The organism is Achromobacter sp. AONIH1, from assembly GCF_002902905.1.
GTDB lineage: Bacteria > Pseudomonadota > Gammaproteobacteria > Burkholderiales > Burkholderiaceae_B > Achromobacter.
Genome location: NZ_CP026124.1, coordinates 5,990,342 through 6,002,690, shown reverse-complemented (window position 1 = coordinate 6,002,690; position 12,349 = coordinate 5,990,342). Strand labels below are relative to the sequence as shown.

10 protein-coding genes are annotated in these 12,349 nt (G+C 68.3%); 5 read left to right on the top strand and 5 right to left on the bottom strand.

What is annotated here, in order from left to right:
- Window positions 1–18 precede the first annotated feature (18 nt).
- A complete protein-coding gene (locus C2U31_RS27375; protein ID WP_103275673.1) occupies window positions 19–885 on the bottom strand; it encodes a branched-chain amino acid ABC transporter permease in 867 nt (288 codons plus the stop codon).
- A 117-nt stretch (window positions 886–1,002) separates the two neighbouring features.
- Window positions 1,003–2,202 (bottom strand): ABC transporter substrate-binding protein, encoded by a 1,200-nt coding sequence (locus tag C2U31_RS27370; protein WP_103275672.1) that lies wholly within the window; start codon window positions 2,200–2,202, stop codon window positions 1,003–1,005.
- Between the two features lie 325 nt (window positions 2,203–2,527).
- Here C2U31_RS27370 and C2U31_RS27365 point away from each other — a divergent pair, with 325 nt between their 5' ends.
- Window positions 2,528–3,310, top strand: coding sequence for an SDR family oxidoreductase (locus C2U31_RS27365; RefSeq protein ID WP_103275671.1), 783 nt, complete (start codon window positions 2,528–2,530; stop codon window positions 3,308–3,310).
- Between the two features lie 149 nt (window positions 3,311–3,459).
- On the opposite strand, the gene C2U31_RS27360 is transcribed toward C2U31_RS27365, so the two are convergent.
- On the bottom strand, window positions 3,460–4,527 hold the full coding sequence (locus C2U31_RS27360; protein ID WP_103275670.1) for a glycerol dehydrogenase: 1,068 nt from the start codon (window positions 4,525–4,527) through the stop codon (window positions 3,460–3,462).
- An 8-nt stretch (window positions 4,528–4,535) separates the two neighbouring features.
- A complete protein-coding gene (locus C2U31_RS27355; protein WP_103275669.1) occupies window positions 4,536–5,240 on the bottom strand; it encodes a GntR family transcriptional regulator in 705 nt (234 codons plus the stop codon).
- 123 nt (window positions 5,241–5,363) lie between these two features.
- Between C2U31_RS27355 and C2U31_RS27350 the strand changes: the two genes are divergently transcribed.
- From C2U31_RS27350 to C2U31_RS27335, 4 genes are read left to right on the top strand one after another with little or no spacing between them, the layout of a single operon-like run.
- Window positions 5,364–6,221, top strand: a complete 858-nt coding sequence (locus C2U31_RS27350; protein WP_103275668.1) for a transketolase — start codon at window positions 5,364–5,366, stop codon at window positions 6,219–6,221.
- A 6-nt stretch (window positions 6,222–6,227) separates the two neighbouring features.
- A complete protein-coding gene (locus C2U31_RS27345; protein WP_103275667.1) occupies window positions 6,228–7,253 on the top strand; it encodes a transketolase family protein in 1,026 nt (341 codons plus the stop codon).
- A gap of 14 nt (window positions 7,254–7,267) precedes the next feature.
- Complete coding sequence (locus C2U31_RS27340) at window positions 7,268–8,065, top strand: shikimate dehydrogenase (protein WP_103275666.1); 798 nt, start codon at window positions 7,268–7,270, stop codon at window positions 8,063–8,065.
- Between the two features lie 4 nt (window positions 8,066–8,069).
- Window positions 8,070–9,671, top strand: coding sequence for a GMC family oxidoreductase (locus C2U31_RS27335; RefSeq protein WP_103275665.1), 1,602 nt, complete (start codon window positions 8,070–8,072; stop codon window positions 9,669–9,671).
- An 18-nt stretch (window positions 9,672–9,689) separates the two neighbouring features.
- On the opposite strand, the gene C2U31_RS27330 is transcribed toward C2U31_RS27335, so the two are convergent.
- Complete coding sequence (locus tag C2U31_RS27330) at window positions 9,690–12,038, bottom strand: TonB-dependent siderophore receptor (protein ID WP_233772941.1); 2,349 nt, start codon at window positions 12,036–12,038, stop codon at window positions 9,690–9,692.
- Between the last annotated feature and the right edge of the window lie 311 nt (window positions 12,039–12,349).

Genomic DNA, 12,349 nt, shown 5'->3' with positions numbered 1-12,349 from the left:
TTCTCCTTGTCGTTCCGTTCATTCCGTGCCGACGCCGAACAGGCCGGTCGGACGCAGGACGAGGATCAGCAGGAAGATCCCGAAATACACGACCTCCTTGAGGTCGGGCGCGACGTAGTAGCCGGCCAGCGTGTCGACGATGCCGATGATCATCGAGCCGGCCACGGCGCCGTACAGGCTGCCCAGCCCGCCCAGCACCACGATGACGAAGGCCGTCAGCACGAAGTACGTGCCCACGGTCGGGAACACCGGGTACTGCGGCGCCAGCAGGCCGGCGGCGATGCCGACGAAGGCCGTGCCCAGGCCGAACGCGATGGCGTAGACGTTGTTCACGTTTACGCCCATCAGCGTGGCGGCGTAGCGGTGCTGGGCCACGGCGCGCAGCGCCCGGCCCAGGTAGGTGCGGTGCATGAACAGGTGCAGCAGCACCGCCAGGCTGATGCCGACCACGAAGGTGATGATCTGGCCGCTCACCATCGAGTAGCTGCCCACGTCGATGGCGCTGGTGCCCAGCTGCACCGGCGCGCGCAGCACGTTGGCGCCGAACAGCACCAGGGCCAGGTTCAGCAGGATGGTGGACACGCCCACCGTGGCGAAGATCTGGATGTGCTGGTCGGCGTTGAGCAGCGGCTGGATGATGCCCTTCTGCGTCAGCGCGCCCAGCGCGAACAGGATGACGGCGACCGGCGCCAGGCCCAGGTAGGGATGGACGCCGAACTGCGCGGCGATCAGGTAGACCAGGTACATGCCCACCATCAGGAACTCGCCGTGCGCGAAGTTGACCACGCGCACCACGCCGAAGATCAGCGTCAGCCCCAGGCTGATGATGGTGTACGCGCCGCCCAGCAACAGGCCGTTGATGACCAGTTGTATGAAGATATCCATGATGCAACCTCTAGTCGATGCACGGCCCCGGCCGGGCGACGGCGGGGCCGCGTGTGTCCGGCGGCCGGCGCGAGGAGCCCCCGCGGGCGGTCCTGGCGCCGGATGCCGGCTCGGCGTTTACTTGTTGAATACCGGCTTGCCGAGGGCGAGGTTGCTGGGCGCGATCGTGACCAGCTTGCCGTCCTGCCACTGCATCACGTAGAAGGTCGATGCGTTGTTCTGGCCGTCCTCGCCGAAGTCGAAGGCCCAGCCGTTTGCGGTCTGGCCGGCCGGCACCTTGTAGGCCAGCACCGAGGCGCGGATCTTGTCCTTGTCGGTGGACTTGGCCTTGGCGATGGCGTCGAAGAAGGCCTTGGCGCCCACGTAGTTGGTCAGGCTGTGGCCCGACTGCGGATCGCTCTTGTAGGTGGACTTGTAGGCTTCCAGGAACTTGTCCAGCCCCGGCGCGCCGGCCGGATTGATCGAGGACTGCGGGAAGTCCAGGTCGAACACGCCGTTCATGTCGGCGCCCACCGCCTTGGCGGTGTCGGCCAGCGAATAGCCGCCGCCCGCGCCGATCACGACCTTGGGCTTGAAGCCCGCGGCGCGCGCCTGGCTGAAGAACAGGATGGCGTCGTTCTGGTAGGCCGTTTGCAGCACCACGTCCACCTTGGCGCCCTTCAGACGCAGGATGAGCGAGGACAGGTCCACCGTCTTGGCGGAATAGGGCAGCACTTCGGCCACCGTGTAGCCCAGCTCCTGCGCGCGCTTCTTCTCGGTGGCGGCCACGTCGGTGCCGTAGGGGCCGTCCTCGTGGATGATGCCGATCTTGATGTCCTTGGGATTCAGCCCCATGCCCGGCGCGATGGTCTCGTGCAGGGCGTTGACCACCGACACGCCGTACAGCGCCGTGTTGGGATTGCTGCGGAACAGGTACTTGTAGCCGCGCGTGGTGATCTTGTGGGCGGTGGCGCCCAGCTCGAAGTAGGGCACGCCCGCCAGCTCCGTGACCGGCGAGGCGGCGTAGGAAATGCCGGACGCGTAGCTGCCGAACACGCCGATCACGTTGGATGAGATCAGGCGCTTGGTTTCGGACACGGCCTGGGTCGGGTCGACCGCGTCGGCCTTGACGATCTGGATCTTCTCGCCGTTGATGCCGCCCGCGGCGTTGATCTCGTTGACGGCCAGCTCCAGGCCGCGATAGCTCTCCTGCCCCAGCAGCGCCAGCGCGCCGCTGAATGGGAAGAGGGCCCCCACCTTCATGTCCGCCGCCGCGGTTCCGGTCGCCACCGCGCCGCACAGCCCCAAGGCCAGGACGAGTTTCTTGAACTTGTACATCTGCGCTCCTTTGTCGGTATGGGATGCGGACTGGCCGGTGCTGCGTCCGTCTTTTGAATATATGATATATGTGATATCGGGTCGTGAAACCTCGCCATGGATTCTAGTGGCGGTGCCAGGAGGACGAATCGGGGATTTCCCTCAAGCCGCATGAATAAAGCCTTTGCGGCCGATTCTGGCGCAACGATGCGCAAGATTGGGGGCTGTTTCAGCCTGAGGATAAGCCCGTCCCCATTGGATTTCGGAATCCTTTTTCGCGTAGTGAAAAAATATATCGTATATCACCGAGTGGCGTAGGCCATGTGAGAACCAGGAGGCAGCTAGCATGTTCGAAGAAGTCGATTTCGCTGGAAAGAAGGTCTTGATCACCGCGGGCGCCGACGGGCTGGGCCTGGAGATGGCCCGCGTGTTCCATCGCGCCGGCGCCCGGGTGTTCGTCTGCGACGTGAACGAGTCCCGGCTGGCCGCGCTGCCCGCCGAGCTGCCTGGCGTGCACGCGCTGCGCGCCGATGTGTCGGACGAGGACAGCGTGGCGGCGCTGTTCCAGGCCGTGGCGCGCGAGCTGGGCGGGCTGGATGTGCTGGTGAACAACGCCGGCGTGGCGGGGCCCACCGGTTTTGTCGAGACCCTGTCCAAGGCCGACTGGGACCGCACGCTGGCCGTCAACATCACCGGCCAGTTCCTGTGCGCGCGCCAGGCCATTCCGCTGCTCAAGGCGTCCAAGGCCGGCGTGATGATCAACCTGTCCTCGGCCGCCGGCCACCTGGGCTTCGCCGGCCGTTCGGTCTATTCGGCGTCGAAATGGGCGGTGATCGGCTTCACCAAATCGCTGGCCATCGAGCTGGGCCCGCATGGCATCCGCGTCAACGCGATCCTGCCGGGCGCGGTGGAAGGGCCGCGCATCCGCGCCGTCATCGCCGCGAAGGCCGAGACGCTGGGCAAGCCGGTGGAGGAGATCGCCGCGCTCTACGAGAACCAGGCCGCGATGGGCCGCATGGTCACGGCGCGCGACATCGCCAACATGGTGCTGTTCAACGCCAGCGAGGCGGCGCGCAGCGTCAGCGGCCAGGCCATCGTGGTGGACGGCTTCACGCAGAAACTCTATTGACGGGATGAGGCCCGCCGGCGCCGAAGATCGCGGCGCCGGTTTGTTGATCACGCGACAGCCAAAGGCAGGAATGCGCGGCGCGCAAGACTGCGTGGCGCGCGCTCGCGACCATCGCGCCCGGGCGCGGCGCGCGTCTCAGGCGGCCGGGCTCAGGCGCGCCGGCGCAGCGCGGCGGCCAGTTCGGCCACCGACAGCGTCCGGTCGAAGTTGGCCGCGTGGCGCGCGTTCAAGGTCAGGGCGGCGGCGGTTTCCAGTTCCGCGTCCGTCGGCGCCGTGGCGCCCAGCTCGCGCAGGCTGACGGGCAGGCCCACTTGCGCGTACCAGCGCGTCAGCTCGGCCAGCAGGCCGTCGTCGCGCGCTTCCAGATCCAGTTGCACCAGCAGCCCCAGCGCCACCTGCAAGCCGTGGGCCGAGGTGGCCAGGCCGGCGATGCGGGGCAGGCCGCGCGTGAGCGCATGGGCGATGGACAGGCCGCCGCTTTCAAAGCCCAGCCCGCTCAGCAGGATCATGGCCTCGACCGCGCGCTCGAAGGCCGGCGTGGGCCGGCCGGTGCCGGCCGCTGCCAGCGCCTGGGCGCCGTCTTCCAGCAGGATGCGCAGGCAGCCCTCGGCCAGCAATTGCGCGGCCAGGGGCGGCTTGCCGCCATACATATTGGATCCGCCGTGGCGGCGGCACTGCTCGGCCTCGAACTTCTTGGACACGGCGTCGCCCAGCCCGGCGCGGAAGAAGGCGGCCGGCGCGCTGGCGATGACGGTGGTGTCCACCAGCACGATGGTGGGGTTGAACAGCATGTGCTCGACCGCCAGCAGGTTGTGGTCGGCGTCGTACAGCACGTAGTTCTTGCTGGTGGGGGCGTCGTTCGACGCCGCGGTCGGCACGGTGATCAGGTGGCAATGCAGCGAGCGCGCCACCGCCTTGCCGGCGTCCAGCGCCTTGCCGCCGCCCACCGCGACGACCATGTCGGCGTCGAGCCTGCCGGCCTGCGCGCGCAGCGCTTCGATGGTCTCGGGCGTCAGGTCGCCTTCGACGATCAGCGGCATTGCCCGCACCTGGCTGGCGGCGCACAGCGCCTCGACGCGCGCGCCCAGGATGGCATGCATGGGGCCGTCGATCACCAGCGCGGCGCGGCGGCCGAAGAGGGCGGCCTGCCGGCCCAGGGTGTCCAGTGCGTCGGGGCCCTGTATGTAGCGGCCGGGAGCGCCGAAGATCGTCAGCATGCGGTTTCCTATTTGCGTGGGGCGGGCGGGCGGTAGTCCATTTCCTTCTCGCGCTCGACCAGCCAGTCGATCATGATCTTGCCGCCCCAGACCAGGTCGGCCTGGATGGCGCGGGCGGCGGCCTCGGAGTCGCGCGCCTCCAGCGCGGCCAGCACGGCCCCGTGGCGGTGCTCATCCTGCGTGTAGTCGATGCCGGCCGTCTTGACGTGGAAGACCTTCAGGATGGGGCCGGTGATGACCCAGAACGATTCCACCGTATTGCGCAGGATGGGCTTGTTGCTGGCCTCGAGGATGCCGAAATGGAACTTGCGGTTCAGGTAGCTGGCCCGCTTGGGATCGCTGGCCGTGTAGGACAGGAATTCCTGTTGCAGCGCGATCAGGTTGTCGAGCTGTTTGCGGGTGATGTGCTTGGCGGCCTCCGCCGCGCCCATGCCTTCAAGGTGGAAGCGGATCTGCTGGATCTCGCGCAGCTTCTCGGAGTTCACATAGGGCACGTAGACCGCGGTGGCGGCCTGCATCTCCAGGCCCTGCTCGCTGATGAGCCGGAAGATGGCCTCGCGCACGGGCGTGATGGACACGCCCATTTCCTGGGCCAGCTCGCCGATGATCAGGCGTTCGCCAGGCTCGTACTGCCCGTTGATCAGGGCATTGCGGATTTCGTTGTAGACCCTGACGGACAGGTTCTCTTTCTTGACCGGTTTAAGGCTGGGCATGGCGGTTGCGGCGTGCGTATGGGAAGGAACGGGTGAATCCGGAACGAATTCTAGCCCGGCATAGCCAATTCGAGCGCGATGGGTATATTATATATGATATATCTAAAAACGGCAGGAGACGCCATGCCCACGGACCTGGAAATGCCCACCCAGGACGAGCTTCGGACGCTGCGGGACAAGGCCCGCCACATCCGGCTCGAAACCATCCGCCTGATCGAGATCGCCAAGGTCGGCCACTACAGCTCCGTCTTTTCCTGCGCCGAGATCTTCGCCGCGCTGTACTACGGCGTGATGCGGCTGCGGCCGGGCGAGCCCGCCTGGCCGGACCGCGACCGCTTCCTCATGGGCAAGGGGCATGTCGCCGTCGGCCTGTTCCCGGTGCTGGCCGACCAGGATTTCTTTCCGCGCGCATGGCTGGATGACTACACCCGCCTGGGCAGCCCGCTGGGCGACCATCCCGACATGAGCAAGGTGCCCGGCGTGGACTTCAGCTCCGGCTCCATCGGCCACGCGCTGTCCAACGGCGCCGGCATGGCGGTCGGCGCGCGCCTGGGCCAGCGCGATTTCCGCGTCTTCGTCATGCTGGGCGACGGCGAGATGCAGGAAGGGCAGGTCTGGGAAGCGGCGCTGTTCGCCGCGCATCACCGGCTGTCCAACCTGATCGCCATCGTCGATCGCAACGGCTATCAGCTCGACGGCCGGGTCGACGACGTGATCGGCGTGGAATCGCTGGCCGACAAGTGGCGCGCCTTCGGCTGGGACGTGCACGAGGTCGACGGCCACGACCTGTCCGCGCTGACCGCGCTGCTGCGCCGGCTGCGCGCGGACGGCACGCGCGAACGGCCGGCCTGCGTGATCGCCCGCACCGTCAAGGGCAAGGGCGTGTCCTATATGGAAACCGAACCCGGCTGGCACCTGGGCTACCTGGCCCCGTCCGACGCCGATGCCGCCGTCGCCGAAATCCTGTCCCGCGAGATCTGAACCGCCATGCCGCAATCCCAGCAGCACACCCGGCCGCACTCCGGATCGCCATCCGCGCCGCGCTCCCCCGAATCCTGGCAGTACCGCGCGCTCAATGCGGTCACGCCCGGCCTGTCCTATCTGTCCGACGCGCTCATCGATCTGACGCGCGCCGGCCATCCCGTCGTGGCCGGCTCGGCCGACCTGCAATACTCGAACGGCCTGAACCGCTACGCGTCCGCCTTTCCCGAACGCTATGTGCAGTTCGGCATCTCGGAACAGAACATGGTCTCGGCCGCCGCCGGCATGGCCACCACGGGGCTGATGCCCTTCGTCGCCACCTTCGCGTCCTTCCTGGGCCTGCTGTGTTGCGAGCAGATCCGCATGGACGTGGCCTATACCCGGCTGCCGGTGCGCCTGATCGGTCATCACACCGGCATCAGCCTGGGCTTCTACGGCACCTCGCACCATGCCACCGAAGACATCTCCACCACGCGCGCCATCGCCGGGCTGACCGTGGTGTCGCCGGCCGACGGCCCGCAACTGGCCTCGGCCATCAAGGCCAGCGTCGATTGGCCCGAGCCCATCTACTTCCGCATTGGCCGAGGCCGCGATCCACAGGTCTACGCCGATGGCGCGCCGTTCCGGTTCGGCCGCGCCATCACGCACGCGCTGGGCGGCGACCTGAACATCATCGCCTGCGGCATCGCCGTGCACGCGGCGCTGCAGGCCGCCGAACGGTTGCGCGAGGCCGGCCTGTCGGTCGGCGTGATCGACATGCCCACCATCAAGCCGCTGGACCGCGACGCGGTGCTGGCCGCGGCCCGCGCCGCCGGCCGGATGCTGACGGTGGAAGAGCACAATGTGATGGGCGGGCTGGGCTCGGCCGTGGCCGAGGTGCTGGCCGACGGCGGCCTGGGCGTGCGCCTGCGCCGCCACGGCATTCATGACGAATACAGCCTGATCGCGCCGCCCACCGCGCTGTACGCCCATTACCGGCTGGACGCCGACGGCATCGCCGCCGTGGCGCGCGAGCTGCTGGAACAGAAATAGCCTCGGAGCACACCATGAAGGAAATCAGCGGCCATACCCGGCTGTTCGGCATCCTGGCCGACCCCATCCACCACGTGAAGACGCCGCAGCGCATGAACGAGCACTTCGCGCGCCTGGGCTTCGACGGCGTGTGCGTGCCGTTCCACGCGCGCCCGGCGGAGCTGGCGCAGGTGGTGCAGGGGCTGCGGCAGTTGCAGAACCTGGGCGGCTTCATCGTCACCATGCCGCACAAGACAGCCATCCTGGACCTGGTCGACGAGGCCACGCCGGTGGCGCGCAAGATCGGCGCGGCCAATGTGGTGCGACGCGACGCCGACGGCAGGCTGACGGCGCACATGCTGGACGGCGAGGGCTTCGTCGGCGGCCTGATCGAGGCCGGCGTGGACCCGAAGGGCAAGAGCGCCTACCTGGCCGGCGCCGGCGGCGCGGCCAACGCCATCGGCTTCGCGCTGGCGCAGGCCGGCGTGGCGCGGCTGACCATCGCCAACCGCACGACGGCCAAGGCCGAGGACCTGAAGGCGCGCATCCTGTCGCTGCTTCCCGATGCGCGCATCGACATCGGCAGGGCGGATCCGTCCGGCCACGATCTGGTCGTCAACGGCACCTCGCTGGGCATGCGCGACACGGATCCGCTGCCGCTGGACGCCGGCCGCCTGACGCCGGACCAACTGGTGTGCGAGGTCATCATGCAGCCGCGCGACACGGCGCTGCTGCAAGCGGCGGCGGCGCGCGGCTGCCGCGTCCACCATGGCGCGCCCATGCTGGCCTGCCAGATCGCGCTGATGGCCGAGATGATGGGCGTGCGGGCCTGAGCCGATGAGCGATTACGATTTCATCATCGCCGGCGGCGGCACCGCCGGCTGCATCCTGGCCAACCGCCTGAGCGCCGACGGCAAGTACCGCGTGCTGATGCTGGAGGCCGGCCACGAGGCCCGCAGTCCCTGGATCGGCATTCCCGCGGGATTTTCCAAGCTGCTGGTCGATCCCGACTACAACTGGCGCTTCTCCACCGAGCCCGAGGACAACGTGCACGGCCGCCGCATCGCCGTGCCGCGCGGCAAGGGCGTGGGCGGCTCCACGCTGATCAACGGCATGATCTATGTGCGCGGCCAGCCGGCGGACTACGACGGCTGGGAGGCGGCCGGCGCGGCGGGCTGGAACTGGGCCCAGGCCGAGCGCCTGTTCCGCAAGATCGAATGCTATGAGAAAGGCGGCGCGGGGCGCGGCCACGACGGCCCCATGCGCCTGCATGAAGTCTCGGAACGCTATCCGGTGGCCGAGGCCTTCCTGAAGGCCGCGCAGCAGGACGGCCAGCCGCTCAATCCCGATTACAACGCCGGCAGCCAGGAAGGCGTGGGCTACTACCAGGTGCTGCAGCACCGGGGGCGACGCTGGAGCGTGGTGGACGGCTACCTGAAACCGGCCTCGGGCCGGCCCAACCTGACGGTCGAGTGCGGCGCGCGCATCACGCGGCTGCTGTTCGAGGGCAGGCGCTGCGTCGGCCTGGCCTATCGCGGCAGGGACGGCGAGCACATGGTGCGCGCGCGCCGCGAAACGCTGCTGTGCCTGGGCGCGGTGCAATCGCCGCAGCTGCTGGAGCTGTCGGGCGTGGGCGATCCCGCGTTGCTGGCCCGGCTCGGCATCCCGCTGGCGCACGCGCTGCCGCAGGTGGGCGAGAACTACATCGACCACTACGCGACGCGCATGAACTGGCGCGTGAAGAACACGGTGACGCTGAACGAGATGTCGCGCGGCTGGCGGCTGGCGCGGCAGGTGGCGCGCTACGCGCTGTCGCGCCAGGGCATCCTGACGCTGGGCACGGGGCTGGCGCACGGTTTCGTCAAGAGCGCGCCGCAGCTCGCGCAGCCCGACGTGCAATTCTTCTTCGTGCACGCCAGCTATGCCAACGCGGCCGAGCGCATCCTGGACCGCTTTCCCGGCATGACCATCGGCGTGGCGCAGCTGCGCCCCGAATCGACGGGCTCGATTCATGCGGTGTCGGCCGATCCGCTGGCCGCGCCCGCCATCCGCCCCAACTTCCTGGCGGCGCGGATCGACCGCGACAGCCTGGTCGGCGGCATGCGGGCGGCGCGCCGCATCGTCTCGCGGCCGGCCCTGCAGCCCTTCGTGGCGGCCGAGCTGAGTCCGGGCAAGGACGTGCAGAGCGACGACGAATGGCTGGACTTCGCGCGCCAGAACGGCCAGACCATCTATCACCCGATCGGCACCTGCCGCATGGGCGCGGACCCGGATGCCGTGACGGACTCCCGGCTGCGCGTGAACGGGCTGGACGGCCTGCGGGTGGTGGACGCCTCGGTCATGCCGAGGATGGTGTCCGGCAACACCCAGGCCGCCGTGATGATGGTGGCCGAGCGCGGCGCCGAGCTGATCCTGGAGGATGCGGCGCGGGCGGGCTGAACCGCCCGCGCCGGCGGCTTACCAGTAGTACTTGGCCGTGGCCATGACAGTGCGTCCGTTGCCGTACATGCAGACGGAATAGGACTGGCAGCCGCTCACGTACTTGCGGTCGAACAGGTTGCTGGCGTTCAGCGCGAAGCGCCAGTTCGGCATCTCGTAGTGCAGGCCGGCGTCATAGACGGTGTAGCTGGGCACCTTCAGCGAGTTGTCCGACGCGCCCGCCGCCGAGCTCTGGTAGCGCACGCCCGCGCCCAGGCCGAAGCCTTCCAGTGCGCCCGTGCGCCAGGTCCAGTCGGCCCATAGCGAGGCCATCTGGCGCGGACGCGGAATGTCCACCGGCCACTTGCCCTGGGTCTCGTCGTTGGCCTTGGTGTTCTTGACGTTCTGGAATACATAGGCGCCGACGATGGACAGCTCGGGCGTCAGCTTGCCCACGGCGCTCAGCTCGACACCCTGCGAACGCACCTCGCCGGCCTGCACCGAGGTGCTGCCGGTGGGGTCGTCCAGATTGGGCGTCAACACGTTGGTCTGCTTGATCTGGTAGACCGCCGCGTTCAGCGTCAGGTTCTCGCCGTCGGGCTGCCAGCGCAGACCGGCCTCGATCTGCTTGCCCTTGGTGGGCGCGGCCCAGTCGCCGCTGGCCAGGCGCGTGTTGCCCACCGGATTGAACGAGGTCGAGTAGCTGATGTAGGGCGACAGGCCGTAGTCGCCCAGATAGGTCAGGCCGACGCGGCCGCTGAAGGCCTGGTCCAGCTGCGACGAGCGGGTATCGGCCTCGCGGTCGGTCTGCCTGGTGCGGGCCCAATCCTTGCGGCCGCCCAGTGTGAGCACCCAGCGCTCGAACTTGATCTGGTCCTGCAGGTACAGGCCGACCATGTTCATGGTGGTGTAGGTGTCGGTGCGGGGGAACGCGTTGGGACCATAGAACAGCGAATGGTCGATTCCGCTGTAGGCGGGGTTGTACAGGTTCAGAGACGGCGCCTGCGCCAGCATTTCGCTGTCGGTGGTGGACTGGCGGTTGTATTCCAGGCCGGCCAGCAGCGTATGCTGCAGCCCGCCTGTGCGGAATTTGGCCTCGGCCTGATTGTCGATGTCGAAGCGGCTGTAGTTGAACTGGAAGATGCCGGCATAGCGGCTGATCGAGGCCATGGTGCGATCGCTGGCGTCCAGCCCGCCGCCCCAGACCGAGCGGTTGTTCAGCTGCGAGTGCATCAGGCGCACGTTCTGGCGCAGCGTCCAGGTCGAGTCGGGCTTGTGCTCGAAGGCATAGCCCAGCGACCACTGCTTCTTGCGGTAGTAGTTGAAGTCCGGCTCGCCGGTGTACACATCGCGCGAGATGCGGCCGTTGGGATTGTGCAGCACCATGCCCTGGGCCGGCAGGAAGTTGCTGGCGATGTCGCTGCGGTCGTCCAGGTAGGTGGCCGACAGCGTCAGCGACGTCGCCGCGCTGGGCTGCCATCGCAGCGACGGGGTGAAGGCGATGCGGCCGTCCTTGTTGGGGCCGGTCTGTGAATTGCCGTCGCGGCCCACGCCGATCAGGCGGTAGGACAGCGTGCCGTCGCTGTTGGCGGTGTCGCCGATGTCGAACGCCAGCTGCTTGCGCGCGTAGTTGCCGACCTGGACCTCGATCTCGCGGATGCGGTCGCCGTTGGCCAGCTTGCTTTGCACGTCGACGATGGCGCCGGGATCGCCCTGGCCGTACAGCACCGAGGTCGGCCCGCGCAGCACCGTGATGCTGTCGATGGTGTAGGGCTCGACGCGCCAGCTGGCCAGGTTCAGGGTCTTGGGCACCTGCAGCCCGTCCACATAGGCCGTGGGGGTGAAACCGCGCAGCACCGAATACCAATCCGAGCGGTTTTCCGAGCCATAGCTGGAGAAGCCCGGGATGTAGCGCAGCGCCTGGTTGATGTCGGTCGCGCCGGTCATCTCCAGCTGCTGCGCGGTGACCACGTTGATGGTCTGAGGAATCTCGTTGAGCGGCGTGTCGGTCTTGGTGCCGGTGCGGCTGCGGCGCGCGACCAGGCCCTCGACGGCTTCGCCGCGGCCGTCGCCGTACACCGGCACGGCGGACAGCGTCGCGGTTTCGGCGGGCGCGGGCGCGATGACGGCGGTGTTGCCTTCGATGCGGGCCGCCAGGCCGGAACCGGCCAGCAGGCGGTCCAGCGCCTGCTGCGCGGTCAGCGAGCCCGAGACGGCGGGCGCCTTCAGGTCGCGCACCGCTTCGGGCAGGAAATAGACCTGCAGCCGGGTCTGCTGGCCGAATTGCAGCAGCGCCTTGTCCAGCGGCTGGGCGGCGATGCTGATCTTGACGGGCGCGGCGCTCTGCGCCAGGACGGCGTGCGGCGCGGCGGCGAATGCCAGCGCCATGGACAAGGCGAGCGCGTTGAGCGCGGCGGGAAGGGGAGCGCCACGGCGCGGGGCGCGGGCGGAAAGGCGGGCGTCGGGTCTGGTCACGATGTGTATTCGTTCTGGGGCCATGCGGGCCGGCTGGCCGTCAGGGCGGGGGCTTGCGGCGGCGACTGCCGCCGTTATTAGGTATGAGCGGGTGGACCGAAAAACCCGGAATAATTCTCATGCCAAATTAGAAACAGGATGTATCTTTGCCTGCCTGCCTGCCTGCCTGCCTGCCTGCCTGGCTGCCTGCCTGCCTGGCTGCCTGCCTGCCCGTCTGCCCGTAT

Excerpts from the sequence above, each read along its gene's own strand:
- C2U31_RS27375 (WP_103275673.1), bottom strand. The coding sequence starts at position 885 with ATGGATATCTTCATACAACTGGTCATCAACGGCCTGTTGCTGGGCGGC.
- C2U31_RS27370 (WP_103275672.1), bottom strand. The coding sequence starts at position 2,202 with ATGTACAAGTTCAAGAAACTCGTCCTGGCCTTGGGGCTGTGCGGCGCG.
- C2U31_RS27365 (WP_103275671.1), top strand. The coding sequence starts at position 2,528 with ATGTTCGAAGAAGTCGATTTCGCTGGAAAGAAGGTCTTGATCACCGCG.
- C2U31_RS27360 (WP_103275670.1), bottom strand. The coding sequence starts at position 4,527 with ATGCTGACGATCTTCGGCGCTCCCGGCCGCTACATACAGGGCCCCGAC.
- C2U31_RS27355 (WP_103275669.1), bottom strand. The coding sequence starts at position 5,240 with ATGCCCAGCCTTAAACCGGTCAAGAAAGAGAACCTGTCCGTCAGGGTC.
- C2U31_RS27350 (WP_103275668.1), top strand. The coding sequence starts at position 5,364 with ATGCCCACGGACCTGGAAATGCCCACCCAGGACGAGCTTCGGACGCTG.
- C2U31_RS27345 (WP_103275667.1), top strand. The coding sequence starts at position 6,228 with ATGCCGCAATCCCAGCAGCACACCCGGCCGCACTCCGGATCGCCATCC.
- C2U31_RS27340 (WP_103275666.1), top strand. The coding sequence starts at position 7,268 with ATGAAGGAAATCAGCGGCCATACCCGGCTGTTCGGCATCCTGGCCGAC.
- C2U31_RS27335 (WP_103275665.1), top strand. The coding sequence starts at position 8,070 with ATGAGCGATTACGATTTCATCATCGCCGGCGGCGGCACCGCCGGCTGC.
- C2U31_RS27330 (WP_233772941.1), bottom strand. The coding sequence starts at position 12,038 with ATGGCGCTGGCATTCGCCGCCGCGCCGCACGCCGTCCTGGCGCAGAGC.